The following is a 19,424-nucleotide window of genomic DNA, read 5'->3' on the forward strand; positions in this document are numbered from 1 at the left end:
CGGCCAATCCGCCCAGTTCTGTCAAAGGATGCGACCTTTTGTCTGCTCACGATAACGTCTTCGACCGCGCGTTCGGCGCGTTCCTGTTCGACATGGACGGCACCGTCCTCAATTCCATCGCCGCTGCCGAGCGCGTCTGGGCCGCGTGGGCCGAGCGCCACGGGGTTGATGTCGAGCGTTTCCTGCCGACCATCCACGGTGCTCGCGCCATCGACACCATCCGCCGGCTGAACCTGCCGGGAGTGGACGCCGAGGCGCAAGCGGCGTTCATCGCGCAGGCGGAAATCGATGATGTCGAAGGGATTGTGCAGATACCTGGGGCCGCGGCGTTTCTCGAAGCCTTGCCAAGTGAGCGCTGGGCGATGGTGACGTCGGCGCCACGGGATCTTGCGTTGCGGCGGATGGCCGCGGCGGGGATTTCCGAGCCTGCGGTGATGATTACGGCGGAGGATGTGGCGGCTGGCAAGCCTGATCCGGCGGGTTATCGTCTGGCGGCAAAGCGCCTAGGGCCTGAGGTTGGCGACTGCCTGATTTTCGAAGATGCCACCGTCGGCATCCAGGCTGCTGAAGCGGCAGGTGCAGCGCTGATGATCATCACCACGACGCACCAGCATCCCCTCGAAACCCGCCACGCGACTATCGACAGTTATGAGCCGCTGAGCGTTGTCGTCGATAGCCAAGGTCAACTGCACCTGCAAAAGGCCTGACACTACAAAGTCCCATGTGGGAGCGGGCTTGCTCGCGAATGCGGTCTTTCAGTTGCATGCGATGTCGACTGATTCAGCGCATTCGCGAGCAAGCCCGCTCCCACATTCGATCAATGTCGGGCCGTAAATGTTGCCCGCTATCCAACACTGCAGGAGCCGGTTCAGTCTGCTGGTGATGGCGTCAGTAAACCCTCGGCAACAATCGCCAGCTACGCGCGCAATAAGCCTCGTACTCTGCACCAAACTGCCCGCGCAGCAGCGCCTCTTCCGAGTGAATACGTGCGATCAGTGGAATCAGCGTCAGCGCCGCCAGAATCAACCCGACACTGGAACGAAACGCCAGCGCCCAGCCCACGGCGTTGACCACCAGCCCCAGATAGCTCGGATTGCGCAGGCGTGTGTAAATGCCGTCGGTGACCAGCCGATGCCCCGGCTGAATCGCCACCAGGCCGCTGAACCGACGGCCCAGCACAAACACCGGCCACAGCCGCAGCGTGCCACCGACGATAAACAACAGCGCGCCGAGCCAGCGCACGCCTTCAGCGCCGAAGGTCCAGAAGTCGATGCGATCGCAGTACGCCGGGAGAAATCCGCTGACCAGACCGATCACGCCGAACGCCGGAATCACCCAGCGATTGGCGCGGTCCTCGCGCTCGCCCGAGCTCATGTTTACATCGGTGAACAGCGACGCCACCACCATCAGCACCGTGGCCAGCGCCACCAGCACCAGCGCCCCATGCGAAAAGAACACCGCCGGCCCACCAATGCCCCACACCGCAAGGCCCAGGTAGGCGAGGGTGGCGAGCACCGCAACCACGGTCATTTGCGCAGACATTTTCATGGTCATCTCTTGAAAAGCGGCTGATCCTTTCAGTGTAGGACGCCGCTGAACCCGTGAAGGCGTCGGGTCAGTGACCATTGATGCCGGATGTCCCGGCCCCTTCGTGAGCAAGCCCACTCCCACCCTTGATCCCCGCCAGCCCGAGAATCTCCATCCACCGACAATCCCCAGTGGGAGCGGGCTTGCTCGCGAAGGCGTCAGGTCAGTCACCATTGATGCCGGATGTCCCGGCCCCTTCGTGAGCAAGCCCACTCCCATCCTTGATCATGGCCAGCCCGAGAGCCTCCATCGACCGACAATCCCCAGTGGGAGCGGGCTTGCTCGCGTAGGCGTCGGATCGGTCGTGACCAGTCTTTGGTCGGCAACGCCTTCATCCGGCCAACATCGCGTCTACGCTGATTCATTCCTTCTATTTGTCCGTGTATTGCCCATCAAAGAGGTGAACCCATGAAAATCGACTTGAGTGGAAAACTGGCCATCGTCAGCGGCAGCACGGGTGGCATTGGTCTGGGCATCAGTCAGTCACTGGCCGAGGCCGGAGCCACGGTTGTGGTGATCGGGCGTGAAACGGCCAAGGTCGAGCAAGCGCTGGCGAGCATTCGCCAGCAGGTGCCGGGTGCGCAACTGCGCGGTCTGACGGCCGATCTGGGCACTGCCGAAGGTGCGGAAAAACTGTTCGCCGCTGAACCGCGCGCAGACATTCTGGTGAACAACCTCGGCATTTTCGACGCCGTGGATTTCTTTGACACCCCGGACAGCGAGTGGACACGTTTCTACGAGGTCAACGTGATTTCCGGCGTGCGCCTGTCGCGGCATTACGTGCCGGCGATGGTCGAGCAGGGCTGGGGACGGGTGATTTTCCTGTCCTCGGAATCCGGCGTGGCGACCCCGGCCGACATGCTTAATTACGGCGTGACCAAAAGCGCCAACCTTGCGGTGTCCCATGGCCTGGCCAAGCGTCTGGCGGGCACCGGTGTGACGGTCAATGCGATCCTGCCGGGGCCGACGTTTACCGGTGGCGTGGAACACATGCTCAAGGATGCTGCCGCCGAGTCCGGCCGTAATCTGCGTGAAGAGGCTGATGCGTTTGTGCGCAGAGCGCGGCCGACGTCGATCATCCAGCGGGTGGCCGATGTTGCCGAGGTGGCGCATCTGGTCACGTACATCGCTTCGCCGTTTTCCTCCGCCACCACTGGCGCGGCCTTGCGCGTGGATGGCGGTGTAGTCGACAGTATGGCGATCTGAACCGCGAAGACTCTGGAGAAGCGTTTATTTATGGCAACTGCATCAGCAACCATCGACATCCCGGCTTCGGCCGATCAGGTCTGGCAATTGATCGGCGGCTTCAACACGCTGCCGGACTGGCTGCCGTTGATTCCCAAGAGTGAACTGAGCGAAGGCGGACGCGTGCGCACCCTGCAAACCGCCGATGGCGCGGTGGTGATCGAGCGTCTGCAAGCGTTCGACAACGCTGCCAGGACCTACAGCTACTCGATCGAACAGGCACCGTTCCCGGCGACTGACTATCTGGCGACGATCAAGGTTGAAGCTCAGGGGCAGGGCGCTCGAGTGACGTGGTCGGGACGCTTCAACGCCAAGGGCGTGAGCGATGAGGAAGTGGTGGCGCTGTTCACCGGCATCTATCAGGGTGGCCTTGAGGCGCTGCGGGCCAATTACCCAGCCTGATTGAACACCACAAAAACCTTTGTAGGAGTGAGCCTGCTCGCGATAGCGGTCGATCATTCAACAATTATGTTGGCTGACCCACCGATATCGCGAGCAGGCTCACTCCTACAATGCAGCGCGGTGATTCTCAGGACTGCGAAATCAAACTCTGCCGACAATCCAGCACCAGCTGCGCACCGCCCAGCTCACTGCTGCCCACCTCAAGATTGAAGCCATGCAGGCTGACAATCGCCGCGACAATCGATAGACCCAGGCCAAAGCCACTCTGCGGTTGCCCGCCCTCGGCACGATAGAAACGCTGAAACACCGCCTCACGCTCGGCTTCGGGAATCCCCGGTCCGGAGTCGTGGACTTCAATCCGCGTGTGCCCGCCGTCATTCACACCACGCAAAATCACCGTACCGCCTGCCGGAGTGAACTTGATCGAGTTGCTCAACAGATTGGCCAGCGCCTCGAACAACAACGCCCGGTCGCCATTGAGCGGTGGCAGGGTTTCCGGCATGTTCAGTACGAACAGCAGTTCGCCTTCCTCGGCCAGTGGCAGATAAAACTCATGCAGTTCTTCCAGCAGTTGCACCGGATCGAGCTCGACAAAACCTGAGCGGCGCTGACGATCTTCCAATTCGGAAATCCGCAGCAACCCGCGAAACCGCGCCATCAGCGTGTCCGCCTCGGCCAGCACCAGGTCCAGTTGCGCCGCCTCCTGTGAGCCTTCACCCGCCTGCTGTTGCATGCGATACAACTGCGCGCGCAAACGCGTCAGCGGCGTGCGCAAATCGTGGGCGATGTTGTCGCACACGCCTTTGACTTCATGCATCAGCCGTTCGATGCGATCGAGCATGGCGTTGACGATGGCGGCGAGCATGTCCAGTTCGTCGCGGCGGTTGGACAGCGGCAAACGGTGGGTCAGGTCGCCAGCGACAATCGCCTGGGCGCTGTCCTGAATCGCGCGGATGCGGCGCATTGGTCGGCGGCGCAGCAGATGCCAACCGGCAATCCCCGGCAGAATCGTCAGTGATACCCCCCAGAACAACGCGTGCAGAATGATCCGCGTCACGGCGAACAACGAACCGTTATCGCGCAACAACACCAGCCAGCGACCGTCGCGGGTCTGGGTTGCCACCGCGTCGCAGCTGTCGGCGGGCAGGGTCGGGTCATCGGAATCGGCGCAGTCATCCAGGGTGTGGATCTTGCCATCCAGCGGCAGGCCTTCGGGCAGTTGCTGCAAGGCACCGCCGAGGTAAACGCCCTGGGCGTCGAACAGGCCATAGGCGTCGATGCCGCGGATGTCAAAGGTCATGCTGGCGGCGAGCGCTTCTTCCAGTTGTTCACCGCGAAAGTGCGAAAACAGATGCTGACGTTGCATCAGCGAATGCTTGGCGAGGTTATCGAGATAGCTGGAGACCTCGAAATACATGACCCCCATGAGGATCGCGCTCCAGGCCACGAACAGCGAACTGTACAGCGCCAGCAGTCGACTGCTGGAGGAGCGCCAGCCGTCAGACGGGTTCGGCAATGACATAACCCGAGCCCCGTACCGTGCGAATCAGCGGAACATTGCCCGCCGCGTCGATCTTCTTGCGCAGACGACCGATGTGTACGTCGATCAGATTGGTGCCCGGGTCGAAGTGATAACCCCAGACTTCTTCGAAAATCATCATCCGCGACAGGATCTGCCCGCTGTTGCGCATGAGGAATTCCAGCAGCTTGTATTCGGTGGGCAGCAGCGTCAGCACCTGCCCGGCGCGGCGTGCTTCGTGGCTGATCAAGTCCAGTTCGAGGTCGGCAACCTGCAACGTGGTGGCCTGGGTGGCAACGCTGTTCTGCCGGCGCAGCAGCACTTCCACGCGTGCGGCCATCTCGTCGGTGGCGAACGGTTTGGTCAGGTAATCATCGCCGCCGGCGCGCAAGCCGCGCACGCGCTCATCGACATCGGAGAGGGCGCTGATCATCAGAATCGGCGTGGCCACGCCCATGGTGCGCAGGGTGGTGACGATCGCCAGGCCATCGAGTTCCGGCAGCATGCGGTCGAGGGTGATCAGGTCGTAGTTGCCGCTGACGGCGCGGTCCAGGCCCTCGCGGCCATTGTCGACCCAATCCACTTGCAGGCCGTGGCTGCTGAGTTCGGCAACGATTTCACGGGCAGTCACGGCGTCGTCTTCGATGGTCAAAATACGCGTCATAGGGCAGGCCTTGATCGGTTCAAACGGAATGGCAGCATTTTGCCAAGTATTTTGCGTCGCGCTTTAAATTAACTTTCATGTATAGCCTGTCACAAACGTCAATTCGGGGCGCTTCGCGGCGTTGGCGTCAATGCATAAAACCCGCTGCTTTCCGTCCATTGTTGCAAATTGCAATGAATGTAGAAGTTCAGTCTTTTTAAATCGTTGAAATTGAAAGATTTATTTCGTGCTCTCGACTGGCACGGTCGCTGCAATTCATCTCGTGACGAGTTGTAACACCATTTTTCATGCCTGGAGCACTACAACAATGAATAGATCCTCTGATGGGTTTTATCCTGCCTTCGAAGGAGAGTCGAGCAACGTGTCAGGCGTGTCCTGGGGCGCGATTTTCGCGGGCGCAGCGGCGGCCGCAGCACTGTCGATGATTTTAGTGCTGCTTGGCTTCGGTTTGGGATTCTCTGCCGTTTCACCTTGGGCCGGGGAGGGCATCAGCGCCAAGGGTCTGGGGATTTCGACGATTGTCTGGCTAGCGGCGACGCAAATCATCGCCTCCGGTCTGGGTGGCTACATCGCCGGTCGGCTGCGGGTGAAGTGGGCCAACATGCACGGGGATGAAGTGTATTTTCGTGATACTGCCCATGGCTTCCTCGCCTGGTGTGTGGCCACGCTGGTCACCGCAGTATTGGTAGTCGGCTCGGTCAGCAGTGTGATCAGTGGCGGTGTGCAGGCCGGTGCCAGTGTCGCCGGTGGCGCAGCGGCTGCCGCGACTCAGGCTGCCGGTAGCGCAGCGGCCAACACTGACAGCAATCAGTACGGTTACTACATCGACAATCTGTTCCGCGATGACCGTCCAGCGTCGGTCAGTGATGATGCCGCCCATGGCGCCGTAGCGCGGATCTTCGCCCAGAGCCTGGCCAACGGCCAACTCAGTCCGGAAGACCGTACCTACCTCGCGCAACTGGTCGCACAACGAACCAATCTGAGTCAGGCCGACGCCGAGAAGCGTGTCGATGAAGTGTATGCCCGCACTCAGAAGGCCATCGCCGACGCCAAAGTCAAAGCCCAACAGGCTGCCGACACCGCTGCGAAAGTTGCTGCCTGGACCTCGCTGTGGATGTTCATCGCGTTGCTGGCCGGTGCGTTCTTCGCCAGTCTCGCCGCCACCTTCGGCGGTCGTCGCCGGGATGCGGTTGAGTACGTTGAAGTCGAGACCTACGCCACCACGACCACTCTGCCTCCAGTCCGTTAACAAGGAGAATCACCATGCGCTCTCTATTACTGTTTTTCCTCGGTGTGCCAATCCCGATCATCATCCTGATCGCCCTGTTCGTACACTGATTCCAATGCTCCATTGAGGCCTATGCCTCGGCCGCTTTCACTTCACGGTGAAAGCGGCTTTTTGCTTTCTGGCGTGCACCATTCGTCTTCTTCAACCGAATCGTTGAACAATCCGACCGCTTTCACTGGCCTGGATCAATATTCGCGTTTGTAACTTCCCCTAACGTAAATGTTCCAGGCCTTCGCTGAGGTTTGAACTACAGTGCTTCACGCGCACTTTGCTGCGCTGACGAAGTACCCGCGAGCCCGCCTGTAATCGAACAATTAAACGGGCCGCACGGTGTAGAGCAGCAAGGAGCTGACGCAATACCTTCCCCCTGAACCTTTTCACGGATGAACTTCGTAATGCACTGCCTAGAACGCACTTTCGATATCCAGCCCCTGACCCAGGCGGATATGACCGTCCACATCAATGGTCAACCGGTGACGGCGGCCATTGGCGAAACCGTCCTGAGCGTTATCCAGTCCCTTGGCGTGCGCCAGGTCGCACGCAACGATCACAACCAGATCAGCGGCGCCTACTGCGGCATGGGCGTGTGCCAGTGCTGCCTGGTGAAGATCAACGGCCGCCACAAGCGCCGTGCCTGCCAGACCGTGGTGCGCGACGGCATGCAGATCGAAACCCAGGTCAACCGCATCAACGAGCAGGAGGTCGTATGAGCCTGCAACCGGTGATCGTAGGCGGTGGTCCGGCGGGGATGGCGGCGGCCATCGAGCTGGCGCGTCATGGGGTGCGCTGCACCTTGCTCGAAGAGGCCTCGCGTCTTGGTGGCGTGGTCTATCGCGGGCCGCTGCGCGACGGCGTGCAACTGGATTATCTGGGGCCGCGCTATTCCGAAGCCCTGAGCAAACTGCACGGTGATTTCCAGGAACAGTCCGGGTTGATCGACGTGCGCCTCAATCATCGCGTGGTCGGCGCCGAAGGCACCCGCGCGCTGGTGGTGCTCGACGGCGACGAGCAACTGCACGAGATCGAATATCCGCAATTGCTGCTGGCCGCCGGCTGCCACGAACGCAGCGTGCCGTTTCCCGGCTGGACCCTGCCGGGGGTGATCATGCTCGGCGGCCTGCAACTGCAAATCAAAAGTGGCGTGGTCAAGCCGCAGGGGCCGGTGGTCATCGCCGGGACCGGGCCGTTGCTGCCATTGGTGGCAACGCAGCTGCACGCGTCCGGCGTCAAGGTCGCGGGCGTGTACGAAGCCTGCGCCTTCGGCAAGATCGCCCGCGAAAGCCTGGCGTTGCTGAACAAGCCGCAGCTGTTCCTCGACGGTTTGAGCATGCTTGCTTACCTTAAACTGCACGGCATCCCGATGAACTACGGCTGGGGCGTGGTCGAAGCCCACGGCGACGGCGAGCTGAAAAGCGTCACCGTGGCACCTTACTCGGCCACCTGGGAGCCGGACCTGACGCGCATCGAGCGCTTCGAAGCGCAGACCCTGGCGGTCGGTTACGGCTTCATTCCGCGCACCCAGCTCAGTCAGCAGATGGGCCTCGATCACGGTTTCAGCGACGACGGTTACCTGCGCGCCAATTCGAACAACTGGCAGCAAAGCAACGAGCCGCACGTGCATCTGGCCGGTGACATGGGCGGGATTCGCGGCGGTGAAGCGGCGATGCTCGCCGGCAAGATCGCCGCGACCTCGATCCTGCTGCAACGCGGGGTGATCGAAGAAGAGCTGGCGCGGGTTCGCCGCGATCGTTATCTGGGCAAACTCAAATCCATCGTGCGCTTCCGTGCGGCCGTCGACCGTTACACCGAACGCGGTGTCGGCCAGACCGCTTTGCCGGCCGCCGACACCGTGATCTGCCGCTGCGAACACGCCACCCGCGCGGACATCGATCTGGCGCTGGAGCAGGGCGTGCAGGACATCGCCAGCCTGAAGATGCGCACTCGCGTCAGCATGGGCGATTGTCAGGGACGGATGTGCGTCGGCTATTGCAGCGACCGCTTGCGTCAGGCCACCGGGCGCAAGGACGTCGGCTGGCTGCGTCCGCGCTTCCCGATTGATCCGATCCCTTTTTCCGCGTTCCAGTCCGTCGGCACGGAGGCCGCATCCCATGAGTAAGTTCTATGACGTGATCATTGCCGGCGGCGGCGTGATCGGGGCGTCCTGCGCCTATCAATTGTCCAAGCGCCAGGGCCTCAAGGTGGCGGTGATCGACGCCAAGCGCCCGGGCAACGCGACCCGCGCTTCGGCCGGAGGTTTGTGGGCCATCGGCGAGTCGGTGGGGCTGGGCTGCGGGGTGATTTTCTTCCGCATGATGTCGGCCAACCGCAAGCGCGAAACCCAGGGCGCGGCGGTCGCGGTGGACGCCAGCACGCCGCACATCCTGCCGGAGTCGTTCTTCGATTTCGCCTTGCAGTCCAACGCGCTGTACCCGGCGTTGCACCGCGAGCTTAAAGACAAGCACGGGATGGATTTCAAGTTCGAAAAGACCGGGCTGAAGTTCGTCATCTATGACGACGAAGACCGCCTCTACGCCGAGCACATCGTCAGTTGCATTCCGCATCTGGCCGATCAGGTACGCTGGCTCGATCAGGCGGCGCTGCGTGAAGCGGAACCGAGCGTCAGCCATGAGGCCCGTGGCGCGCTGGAGTTTCTTTGCGATCACCAGGTCAGCCCGTTCCGTCTCGCCGACGCCTACATGGAAGGCGCGCGGCAGAATGGCGTCGACATCTTCGTCAACACCAACGTCACCGGTGTCTTGCACCACGGCAGCCGCGTGACTGGCGTGCAGACGGCCGAGGAGGGCGTGTTCCACTGCAAGACCCTGATCAACGCCGCTGGTGCCTGGGCGGCGGACTTGAGTGAGTGGGCGACGGGGATTCGTATCCCGGTGAAACCGGTCAAGGGCCAGATTCTGCTGACCGAACGCATGCCGAAGATCCTCAACGGCTGCCTGACCACCAGCGACTGCTATGTGGCACAGAAGGACAACGGCGAGATCCTGATCGGCAGCACCACCGAAGACAAAGGCTTCGACGTCACCACCACCTACCCGGAAATCGCCGGACTGGTGCAGGGCGCGGTGCGGTGCCTGCCGGAACTCAAGGACGTCAATCTAAAGCGCACCTGGGCCGGATTGCGTCCGGGCTCGCCGGATGAGCTGCCGATCCTCGGGCCGATGCGTGGGGTGGAGGGTTACCTGAATGCCTGCGGACACTTCCGCACCGGTATTCTGACCTCAGCGATCACCGGCGTGCTGCTGGACAAACTGGTCAATCAGGAAGCGCTGCCGCTGGATATCACACCGTTCCTGGCGGATCGGTTTGAGACTGTACCGGTCAAGCAAGAGCGTGAATTGGAAATGGCCTGAGCCCATCCACAATCCCTGTAGGAGTGAGCCTGCTCGCGATGGCGGTGTGTCAGTAACAGAGATGGCTACTGATAGATTGCAATCGCGAGCAGGCTCACTCCTACAATTGGAATTGTGGTGAATTCAGGCCTTGCGCGCTTCCTCTTCCAGTTGATCCGACTCGAACAACCGCGCCAGTTCCGCCCGGGCTTCCTGGGCGGTCTGCAGGACTTTGGCCGCGTCGTCGTAGACCGCGTGCTGGGCTTCCAGCACCTGTTCGTCATGGTGTTTGAAACGCTTGATCCGCGCATCGGCCTGGGCCTGGGTCAGACCGAGGCCGACCAGGGTACGGCGGCTCATTTCCAGGCTGGAGTAATAGGTCTCGCGAATCGCTTCGGCACCGACATCGACCAGGCGGTGCACGTGCTGACGGTTACGTGCGCGAGCGATGATCTTCATGTGCGGATACAGCTTGCGCACGATCTCGGCGGTCTTGATGTTGGTCTCCGGATCATCCGTGGCAATCACGAAATACTCCGCCTCGCCAACCTTCGCCGCATTGAGGATTTCCGGGCGCATCGGGTCGCCGTAGAACACCGGCACGCCGCCAAAACTGCGCGACAGTTCGATGGTTTCCACCGAGGTGTCCAGCGCCACGAACTTGATGTTCTGCGCCCGCAGAATCCGCGCCACGATCTGGCCCATCCGGCCCATGCCGGCAATCACCACGCGCGGTGCCTCGGTGTCGATTTCGCGGAATTTCTCCGGCACCTCCACTGGCTGCACTTTCGGGCTGACCAAACGTGCACATATCAACAGCAGCAACGGCGTTAACGCCATCGACAAGGTGATGGTCAGCACCAGCAAGTCATACAGGCGCGGTTCGAACAGACCCTGATCGCGCCCGATCTTGAACACCACAAAGGCAAATTCACCGCCGGCGGCGAGCACGATACCCAAGCGAATCGCACTGACTTTGGTCAGCCCACCGGCCAGACGCCCGACCACAAACAGCAGCGGCAACTTCAAGCCGATCAGCAGCAGCGTCAGGCCCAGCACGGTGATCGGCGCACTCAGCAGCAGACTCAGGTTGGCGCCCATGCCGACGCTGATGAAAAACAGCCCGAGCAGCAGGCCTTTGAACGGCTCGATCTGCGCTTCCAGTTCATGGCGATACTCCGAGTCCGCCAGCAGCAGGCCGGCGAGGAAAGCCCCGAGCGCCATCGACACGCCGACCAGATCCATCAGCCACGCCGTACCGATCACCACCAGCAAGGCGGTGGCGGTGGAGACCTCCGGCAGACCGGTTTTCGCCACTACGCGAAATACCGGGCGTAGCAGATAACGTCCACCGACTACCACCACGGCGATCCCGCCGAGCACTTGCAAACCGTGGTTCAGGCTTTCCGCGTTGCTGCTGGCGTGGGCGCTGCCGGCGAGCATCGGCACCAGCGCGATCAACGGGATCGCGGCGATGTCCTGAAACAGCAAAATCGCAAACGCCAGTCGCCCATGCGGGCTGGTCAGCTCCTTGCGCTCGGCCAGGCTTTGCAGGCCGAATGCGGTGGACGACAGCGCCAGGCCAAGACCGAGCACAATCGCACTGTTCAGCGGCTGACCGAACACGTACAACGCCAGCACGCCGATCACCGCCGCCGTCAGCAGCACCTGCGCCAGACCCACGCCGAACACCGACTTGCGCATTACCCACAAGCGACGGGGTGACAGCTCAAGGCCGATGATGAACAACAGCAACACCACGCCCAGTTCGGAAATATGCGCAACGCTCTGCGGATTGCCGATCAGGCCGAGCACCGACGGGCCGATGATCACCCCCGCCAACAGATAACCGAGCACCGCGCCCAGTTGCAGACGCTTGGCCAGTGGCACGGTGAGCACGGCTGCGAAGAGAAACACGACAGCGGCTTGTAACAGGTTGCCTTCATGGGGCATGGGTTGACTCCTGACAGCGGTACGGCGGGGGGGACAAGGATAAAGGCTGCGCCGCTCGTCAATCCACCACAAAACCCTGTGGGAGCGGGCTTGCTCGCGAAAGCGCTGGTTCAGTCGATGTTGATGGCGACTGTGACACCGCATTCGCGAGCAAGCCCGCTCCCACTAGGGCGATATCATCAAATCTGTAATAAATTGCATCATTTGGTTACATTGATAGCCTTCACGAATCAATCTTTTCGAGTCCGCCATGGCCATCAACTTCGACCTCAACGACCTGCAAGCCTTTCGCGCCGTGGTCGAGCAGGGCAGTTTCCGCAAGGCCGCCGACACCGTGCGCCTGTCACAACCGGCCCTGAGCCGACGCATCGAGAAGCTTGAAGACGCCCTCGGCGTAAAGCTGTTCGAGCGCACCACGCGCAAAGTCAGCCTGACCCAGGCCGGGCGTGGCTTCATGCCCAGCGTCGAGCGTTTGCTGGATGATCTGGACGTGGCGCTGCTGGGCATCAGTGAAGTCGCATCGACCCGACTCGGTCATGTCACCGTGGCTTGCGTACCCTCGGCGGCGTACTACTTCATGCCGCGGGTGGTCGCTCGCTATCACCAGCAGTTTCCGCGGATCAAGGTCAAAGTCCTCGACTCCAGCGCCCACGACGTGTTGAGCGCAGTGGTCAACGGCGAGGCGGATTTCGGTTTGAGTTTTCTGGGCACGCAGGATGCCAAAGTCGATTTCGAACCGCTTGTGCAGGAGTGCTATGTCGTCGCTTGCCGGCGCGATCACCCTTTGGCCGGACGCAGCAGCGTGACCTGGGACGAGTTCTATCAGCAGGATTACATCTCGCTGGACAAGACGTCCGGCAACCGTTTCCTGCTCGATCAGGCCTTGAGCAGCGTGGTGCCGCAGCGCCCGAGCATCTGCGAGACGCGGCATGTGACGACGATGATTGGTCTGGTGGAGGCGGGGCTGGGGGTGGCGGCGGTGCCGCTGATGGCGATGCCCGGGCCGGATCATCCGATCCTGACGCGGGTGCCGCTGACCGATCCGCAAGTGATGCGCAGTGTCGGCATCCTCAAGCGCCGGGGTCGCACGTTGACCCCGGCAGCATTGGAACTGGAGCGGCTGGTAGTGGAAATGAAAGTCCAGCCGCCAACGCTTAGCGCTTGACCGAATCCAGCCCGGTGGCTTGCACGTCAGCCTGGGCGGCAGGCGCGGCAAGATAGTCGAGCAGGGCCTTGGCCTCTTTTGGATGCTGTGCGCCGACCGGGATGCCGGCGGCGAAGCGCGTCACCGACTGCACCGACTCCGGAATCTTGCCGACAAACGTCACCCCCGGCACCGGCAGCAATTCGCTGACCTGCTGGAAGCCCAGTTGGTAATCGCCGGTGGCAACCACCGAACCGACCGGGACTTTCGGGACCATCTTCGCTTTCGGTTTCAGTTGATCCTCGACACCGAGTTTGTTGAACAACTCCTTCTCGATGTACACGCCGCTGGCGCTGTCGGAGTAGGCCACCGATTTTGCGTCGAGCAGGGTTTTCTTCAGGCTTTCGACGCTGCTGATGTCCGGCTTCGGCGCGCCTTCACGCACCACCAGACCGATCCGTGAATCCGCCAGTTCGACCCGCGAGGCCGGGTCGACCTTGCCCTGTTTGATCAGGTCATCGAGGGCGTAGCCGACCATGATCACCACGTCGGCGTGCTCACCGCGAGCGAGGCGATTAGGGATGGCTTCCGGCGCCTTGCCCATCGACGGGCCGAGTTGGGTGTCGAGGGTGTTGCCGGTGGCGGCCGCGAATTTCGGGCCGAGGATTTTGTAGGCGGCGGTGAAGCCGCCCGACGTCATCACATTCAGCTGTTCAGCATGGGCCAGGGCGCTGAAAGCGAAGAGGGCGATGGCGCTGAGATTGATCAGTTTTTTCAAGGTGATTGCTCCTTATGCGGCAACCGGTTGCAAACGGCCGCCTGCGCGGCGATAGAGGTACAACGTGGCGCACAACGCGCACAGTGCGCCGACGCTCATCCAGTAACCCGGCGCCGCTTTGTCGCCGGTGTACTGGATCAGGAAGGTCGACATCGCCGGGGTGAAACCGCCGAAAATCGCGGTCGCCAGGCTGTAGGCGAGGGAGAAACCGGCTACTCGCACTTCCACCGGCATGATCTCGGTCAGCGCCGGAATCATCGCGCCGTTGTACATGCCGTAGATGAACGACAGCCACAGCAGCGACAGCAACATATGGCTGAAGCTCGGCGCCTGCACCAGGTACGACAGCGCCGGATAGGTGGTGGCCAGTGCCAGCAGCGCCATGGCGATCAGCACCGGGCGCCGGCCGATACGGTCGGACAACATGCCGCCAATCGGCAGCCAGAAGAAGTTCGACACGCCCACCAGCAAGGTCACCAGCAACGCATCGGAAGTGCTCAGGTGCAGCACGGTCTTGCCGAAGGTCGGCGCGTACACGGTGATCAGGTAGAACGCGGTGGTGGTCAGCGCGACCATCAGCATGCCGCCCAGCACCACGCCCCAGTTCTGGCCAAGCGTGCGGAACACTTCCTTCATGCTCGGGCGGTGTTTGCGTGCGGCGAACTCTTCGGTTTCTGCCAGGTTACGGCGCAGGAAAAAGATGAAGGGCACGATCATGCAACCGACGAAAAACGGAATGCGCCAGCCCCAATCGGCAATCACGTCTGGCGCCATCCACGCGTTCAACGCATAGCCCAAGGCTGCCGCGACGATGATCGCCACTTGCTGACTGGCCGACTGCCAGGCAGTGAAAAAGCCCTTGCGGCCAGGGGTGGCGATTTCCGACAAGTACACCGAAACACCGCCCAGTTCCGCACCGGCGGAGAAGCCTTGCAATAGCCGTCCGACCAGCACCAGCGCTGGCGCAAACAGACCAATGGTCTCGTATCCGGGCACCAGCACAATCAGGATCGTGCCGCTGGCCATGATCGACAGGGTGACGATCAACCCTTTGCGCCGACCGACGTCATCGATGTACGCACCCAGCACGATGGCGCCCAGCGGACGCATCAGAAAGCCTGCGCCGAATACGGCAAAGGTCATCATCAGGGAAGCGAACTCACTGCTCGCCGGGAAGAACACCGCCGCGATCTGCGTGGCGTAGAAGCCGAACAGAAAGAAGTCGAACTGTTCGAGGAAGTTGCCCGAGGTGACCCGGAAAATGGCGCCGGCCCGCGAGCCGCCGTGTGGGATTGAGGCTGTCATAGAAAAATCTCCACCGCTTTTATGACGTGCGCGACGTGGAAGCGGCGCACGGTTGTTATTGCGGCGGATGGTCGCGCAGCTGTAACAGGATGTTAATTGCATTGTTGGCATGGATTGATGCACCAAGCGGATCAATCCTGAAAACACCGTCTAACCTGTGGGAGCGAGCTTGCTCGCGAAAGCGGTGGTTCAGGCGGAAAAGTGTTGAATGTGCCGGCCTCTTCGCGAGCAAGCCCGCTCCCACAAGTTTCCGGATTGACTGCAAACCTTGCTCCCACCAACTGCTCTGTGGGAGCGAGCTTGCTCGCGAAGGCGTTGTGTCAGATAAAGCGAGTGCTGGAAGTGCCGCCCGGTTAGTCTGCACTCCCATTCATGCTCGTTCCCGTGTCGGGCTCTGTGATCAGAAAGGGTGGCAGCGGGCAGTCGAGCAGATCCGCCACCGCACGAAACAACTCGGCTTCCGCCACAGTGATTACCCCGTCATGCATCACACAGCGGGTCATCGCATTGAGCAGGGCAGGCCGTTCTTCTGGCATCAAGTGGCGCAGGCGTTTGATTGCGGCTTCGAGCCCTTGCAGATCCTCAAGTTCGACCGGTAATTCCGACGGTCGCTCGAATGGCAATCCCTCCCAGGCAAAGTGCAGCGCCTGCAACGCCACTTGCTGATTCTGCTGACCGGCGCGCGCCATCGCATTCAGCAGCACCAGCAGTTGTTCGGCGCACTGGAACAAGCCGAACTTGAACTGAACCGCTGGCGCGCCCTCGACATTGCGTTCGACTATGCGTAGCAGTGTCCACTCCAGTAGCTCGGTTTCGTTATCGGCGTCAATCAGCAGGTTCATGTTCTGCTTCATCGTCGCGAAAGGTTTCTTGCCAAGGCGCTTAAGGCTGGGAATCAGAAGATCCAGCAACGGCAGGCGCAGGCCCGGATTGAGTAGTGACAAATGCTCGCGCATGGCATTGAGGATGTTGAACAGCGTGCGGTCGAGGCTCGACTCTCCAGCAGAGATAATTGCAGTGCCCGCAGCGAGTCGGAGCGTGACAACAACAGGCCGTATACCAAAGCTTGCGCGCTGTCGGTGCTGCGTGCCGCAAGTTTGAGCTTTAGCTTTTGTGGAATTTTCTCCAGCACCCGGCGCGCTTCGATCAGATGTTCGGCGCGTGGCGCACCGATAGCGGCCACGGATGCCTGCACGGCGTTCATGTCGTACACCACGGACATCGCTGTGTCCGGCACGCCGCTGAAGGCATCCGGGACCGGCAACACGGCTCTGGCCACCATTGAGTCCTGCGGCGGCGCGGCAATTTTCACGAACGTGCCATCCCAACTGGCATCGATGCGACGAATACGCTCGCTCAAATCCGGATGACTGGACATCAAGTCAAAGCTTGAAGTACCCGAACCGAAATACAGATGGCTGAACTCGGCGGCGCGCGCCGCGTTGATCTTCGCGCCCAACGCGTAGCCGCCGATCTTCTTCAATGCACCGGCAATGCTATTTGGGTCGCGGGTGTACTGCACCGCTGTTGCATCGGCAAGGAATTCGCGCTGCCGGCTGACCGCCGCCTTGATGAGATTGCCGAACACAGTCCCGCCATACCCGACGATGCACAGCACGGTGCCAAACATCACGGTGAGGATGGCCGGTTGAGTGCGATTGACTGGGGAGCGACGCACGTCATCCATGCCGCGCAAAATGAAGCTGCCAGTCAGGCCGATCACTAGGATGCCGTGGACGACGGCGACCAGGCGAGTGTTCAAACGCATGTCACCGTTGTAGATGTGACTGAACTCGTGGGCGATTACGCCTTGCAGTTCATCACGCGACAGTAGGGTGATCGCTCCCTGCGTCACACCGATGACCGCGTCTTGCGCGGTAAAACCTGCGGCGAATGCGTTGATGCCCAAATCCGGTAGCAGGTACACCGAAGGCACGACGGTGCCCGACGCCAGGGCCATTTCCTCGACCACATTGACCAGGCGCTGCTCTTCCAGAGTTTGCGCGCTGTGATTGATCAGACGTCCGCCCAGCCGACGTGCGATCACTTTGCCGCCGGCCGATAATTCGGCGTATTTGACCAGGCCGCCGACCAGCACAATGCTTGTCACCACCACCGAAACGGCGGTGAACATTTCCCAGCTTAACTCAAGGTCCATGACCGTATTGCCGTCGCCGTCGGAAACCGGCAGCGTCATCAGCAAGCACGACATGAGGATCAGACTGAGTACAGCGAGGCCCATCAAAATAACGAGCAGCACCGAGCGGCGCTTGGCCTGGCGCTGTTGCTGGAAGAAATTCATCGTAAAGTCCGGAAGATGTCGGGTGCGCCTGTCGTATCGTGTTCAGGGGGGCTGGCGGTTACTGCGCGGACGACGCAGTAAGCTGGCCGTCCCATTGTGGATCGATACGCCGGATACGTACGCTCAGATCGGGATGGGTAGCAAACATGCGACTCAGCGTGGTCGAGACGCCTGTGCTGAAGTACAAATGACTGTACTCACCGGCCCGGGCAGCGCTGATTGACGAACCTTGAGCGCCGATTTTTTTCAGGGCGCTGACGAGTGCCTGAGGGTTGCGAGTGAATTGCACCGCACTGGCATCGGCCAGGAACTCGCGCTGGCGGCTCACGCCGGCCTTGACCAGATTGCCAAAAAAATTGCCGATGCAACCGGCCAGACACAGCAAAAAGCCAGCGAATAACGCCAGCAGCATCAAGCGCACGTCGCGCTTTCCACCCTTGAGCAGGCTTGCCATCAACAGACCGCCGGAAAGCCCTAGCACCAGAAGGCCGTGTACCACTGCCACGAGTTGCGTGTTCAGGCGCATATCGCCATTGAAAATGTGGCTGAACTCATGGGCGATCACCCCTTGCAGCTCTTCGCGAGTCAGTTGGGTGACTGCGCCCTGGGTTACGCCGATGACCGCGTCCTCAGGTGTAAACCCCGCGGCGAAGGCGTTGATACTTTGATCCGGTAACAGGTACACCGCTGGCATTACGCTGCCAGAGGCGATAGCCATTTCCTCGACAACGTTCATCAGCCGTTTTTCGCCCGGCGTCATCGCAAATCCGTTGAGCCAACGCCCGCCAAGCTTCTCGGCCACCACTTTGCCGCCCGCCCGTAACTCCCGGTATTTCAGGAGGCCGCCGATCACCACGATGCCGCCGACGATTGTTGCGATAACGCCCAGCGCCATAAAGGCATCCAGCAGACTTCCGGTTCCGCTCAGATAATCCTCAAAACCACTGAAGACGAAAGGCAGGCTCGTCAGACCGATCAACATGACAATGGACAGGATCATCATGTTGATCAGGCGCGCGGTCTGGTTTTTCGCCTGGCGTTGTTGTTCGAAAAAGTTCATCGGGCCTTCCGTGGGCAAGGGGGTTAGAAAGAAACTTTGGGAGCCGTCTTGATCGCCAGAGTGTCGGCAAATTTGAGCGGTGCCGCATCATCGCGATGGCCGAAGCTGGGGGCTAGCAACACTGTCGGAAAACTCTGCTTGAGGGTGTTGTAGGTCATCACCGCATCGTTGTAAGCCTGGCGGGCAAAACTCACTCTGTTTTCAGTACTGCTCAATTCTTCACTCAACTGCAGCATGTTCTGCGAGGCCTTGAGATCGGGATAAGCCTCCAGCGTGACATTCAGACGATCCACGGCAGTATTGAGCGCGCTGTCGGCCTGACCCAGATGTTCGATGTTTTGCGCGTTCCCCGGTTGTGCCTGCGCGGCCTCAAGTACGGCCACCGCGGCATTGCGTGCCGCGATCACGGCTTCAAGGGTTTCGCGCTCGTGGGCCAGAGCGCCCTTGGCAATGGCAACCAGATTGGGAATCAGGTCGTAGCGACGCTTGAGCTGGACTTCGACTTGCGCGAAGGCGTTCTTGATTTCGTTGCGGCGTGCGACCAGCGAGTTGAATGCGCGAACCGCGTAGAGGGCGCAAAGACCGAGCAAAACCAGATTGACGACAAGATAGGTGTTCACGGTGATGTCCTTATTCACTCGGCGGGATTTTACGCGCGGCATATTAGCGCAAAAGCATGCAGTTGAGCCCGGATCCTGTGGGAGTGAGCCTGCGCGCGAAGGCTGCCTGTCTGCCAACTACAATCCCCCAGCCAGCCCAGGCAAAAAAACAAGGAATGATTCCAGTCCTCCGCAGTCGGAGTTCAGGTATCACACATCCGAAGGAGGTTC

Annotated in this window: 18 protein-coding genes; 8 read left to right on the top strand and 10 right to left on the bottom strand. The window is 60.9% G+C overall.

Features of this window, described 5'->3' with window-relative positions; translation table 11 throughout:
• Nucleotides 1-38: 38 nt before the first annotated feature.
• Nucleotides 39-707, top strand: coding sequence for an HAD-IA family hydrolase (locus tag E3Z29_RS13980; protein ID WP_134786038.1), 669 nt, complete (start codon nt 39-41; stop codon nt 705-707).
• 181 nt (nt 708-888) lie between these two features.
• Here E3Z29_RS13980 and E3Z29_RS13985 read toward each other — a convergent pair whose 3' ends face one another.
• A complete protein-coding gene (locus E3Z29_RS13985) occupies nt 889-1,548 on the bottom strand; it encodes an isoprenylcysteine carboxylmethyltransferase family protein (RefSeq protein ID WP_134786039.1) in 660 nt (219 codons plus the stop codon).
• Nucleotides 1,549-1,995: 447 nt separating this feature from the next.
• Here E3Z29_RS13985 and E3Z29_RS13990 point away from each other — a divergent pair, with 447 nt between their 5' ends.
• Both E3Z29_RS13990 and E3Z29_RS13995 read left to right on the top strand, forming a co-directional pair.
• On the top strand, nt 1,996-2,793 hold the full coding sequence (locus E3Z29_RS13990; RefSeq protein ID WP_027613242.1) for an SDR family NAD(P)-dependent oxidoreductase: 798 nt from the start codon (nt 1,996-1,998) through the stop codon (nt 2,791-2,793).
• Nucleotides 2,794-2,823: 30 nt separating this feature from the next.
• Entirely contained in the window at nt 2,824-3,234 is a 411-nt protein-coding gene (locus tag E3Z29_RS13995; RefSeq protein WP_098968198.1) for an SRPBCC family protein, read from the top strand.
• Nucleotides 3,235-3,361: 127 nt separating this feature from the next.
• On the opposite strand, the gene E3Z29_RS14000 is transcribed toward E3Z29_RS13995, so the two are convergent.
• Complete coding sequence (locus E3Z29_RS14000) at nt 3,362-4,756, bottom strand: HAMP domain-containing sensor histidine kinase (protein WP_027613240.1); 1,395 nt, start codon at nt 4,754-4,756, stop codon at nt 3,362-3,364.
• A complete protein-coding gene (locus tag E3Z29_RS14005; protein ID WP_027613239.1) occupies nt 4,734-5,417 on the bottom strand; it encodes a response regulator transcription factor in 684 nt (227 codons plus the stop codon). The genes E3Z29_RS14000 and E3Z29_RS14005 overlap by 23 nt, the downstream gene beginning before the upstream one ends.
• A gap of 307 nt (nt 5,418-5,724) precedes the next feature.
• On the opposite strand from E3Z29_RS14005, the gene E3Z29_RS14010 reads away from it, so the two are divergent.
• The 4 genes from E3Z29_RS14010 to hcnC all read left to right on the top strand — a co-directional run bounded on the left by E3Z29_RS14010 (nt 5,725) and on the right by hcnC (nt 10,073).
• On the top strand, nt 5,725-6,666 hold the full coding sequence (locus E3Z29_RS14010) for a hypothetical protein (protein ID WP_027613238.1): 942 nt from the start codon (nt 5,725-5,727) through the stop codon (nt 6,664-6,666).
• 434 nt (nt 6,667-7,100) lie between these two features.
• Entirely contained in the window at nt 7,101-7,415 is a 315-nt protein-coding gene (gene hcnA, locus E3Z29_RS14015; protein WP_047602019.1) for a cyanide-forming glycine dehydrogenase subunit HcnA, read from the top strand.
• Nucleotides 7,412-8,821 carry a cyanide-forming glycine dehydrogenase subunit HcnB gene (hcnB, locus tag E3Z29_RS14020; protein WP_115990141.1) on the top strand — a complete coding sequence of 470 codons (1,410 nt, stop codon included), beginning with the start codon at nt 7,412-7,414 and terminating at the stop codon, nt 8,819-8,821. The genes hcnA and hcnB overlap by 4 nt, the downstream gene beginning before the upstream one ends.
• Entirely contained in the window at nt 8,814-10,073 is a 1,260-nt protein-coding gene (hcnC, locus tag E3Z29_RS14025) for a cyanide-forming glycine dehydrogenase subunit HcnC (protein ID WP_098968200.1), read from the top strand. The genes hcnB and hcnC overlap by 8 nt, the downstream gene beginning before the upstream one ends.
• A gap of 123 nt (nt 10,074-10,196) precedes the next feature.
• Here the strand turns inward: hcnC and E3Z29_RS14030 are convergent, their stop codons facing one another.
• Entirely contained in the window at nt 10,197-12,005 is a 1,809-nt protein-coding gene (locus E3Z29_RS14030; RefSeq protein ID WP_134786040.1) for a monovalent cation:proton antiporter-2 (CPA2) family protein, read from the bottom strand.
• A 250-nt stretch (nt 12,006-12,255) separates the two neighbouring features.
• On the opposite strand from E3Z29_RS14030, the gene E3Z29_RS14035 reads away from it, so the two are divergent.
• Nucleotides 12,256-13,170, top strand: a complete 915-nt coding sequence (locus E3Z29_RS14035) for a LysR family transcriptional regulator (RefSeq protein ID WP_097088034.1) — start codon at nt 12,256-12,258, stop codon at nt 13,168-13,170.
• Here the strand turns inward: E3Z29_RS14035 and E3Z29_RS14040 are convergent.
• From E3Z29_RS14040 to E3Z29_RS14065, 6 genes are all read right to left on the bottom strand, one after another.
• Nucleotides 13,160-13,927: a substrate-binding domain-containing protein gene (locus E3Z29_RS14040; protein WP_098968203.1), complete on the bottom strand. Its 768-nt coding sequence runs from the start codon at nt 13,925-13,927 to the stop codon at nt 13,160-13,162. The genes E3Z29_RS14035 and E3Z29_RS14040 overlap by 11 nt on opposite strands.
• A gap of 12 nt (nt 13,928-13,939) precedes the next feature.
• Entirely contained in the window at nt 13,940-15,232 is a 1,293-nt protein-coding gene (locus E3Z29_RS14045; RefSeq protein WP_098968204.1) for an MFS transporter, read from the bottom strand.
• 353 nt (nt 15,233-15,585) lie between these two features.
• A complete protein-coding gene (locus E3Z29_RS29795; protein ID WP_134786041.1) occupies nt 15,586-16,074 on the bottom strand; it encodes a hypothetical protein in 489 nt (162 codons plus the stop codon).
• A gap of 53 nt (nt 16,075-16,127) precedes the next feature.
• Nucleotides 16,128-17,534 (bottom strand): M48 family metallopeptidase, encoded by a 1,407-nt coding sequence (locus E3Z29_RS14055; protein ID WP_134786042.1) that lies wholly within the window; start codon nt 17,532-17,534, stop codon nt 16,128-16,130.
• 58 nt (nt 17,535-17,592) lie between these two features.
• Nucleotides 17,593-18,594, bottom strand: coding sequence for a M48 family metalloprotease (locus E3Z29_RS14060; RefSeq protein WP_095139685.1), 1,002 nt, complete (start codon nt 18,592-18,594; stop codon nt 17,593-17,595).
• Nucleotides 18,595-18,617: 23 nt separating this feature from the next.
• Nucleotides 18,618-19,214: a LemA family protein gene (locus E3Z29_RS14065; protein ID WP_372241212.1), complete on the bottom strand. Its 597-nt coding sequence runs from the start codon at nt 19,212-19,214 to the stop codon at nt 18,618-18,620.
• Nucleotides 19,215-19,424 lie beyond the last annotated feature (210 nt).

This window comes from Pseudomonas sp. S150 (assembly GCF_004526365.1).
Classification (GTDB): Bacteria; Pseudomonadota; Gammaproteobacteria; order Pseudomonadales; family Pseudomonadaceae; genus Aquipseudomonas; species Aquipseudomonas putida_A.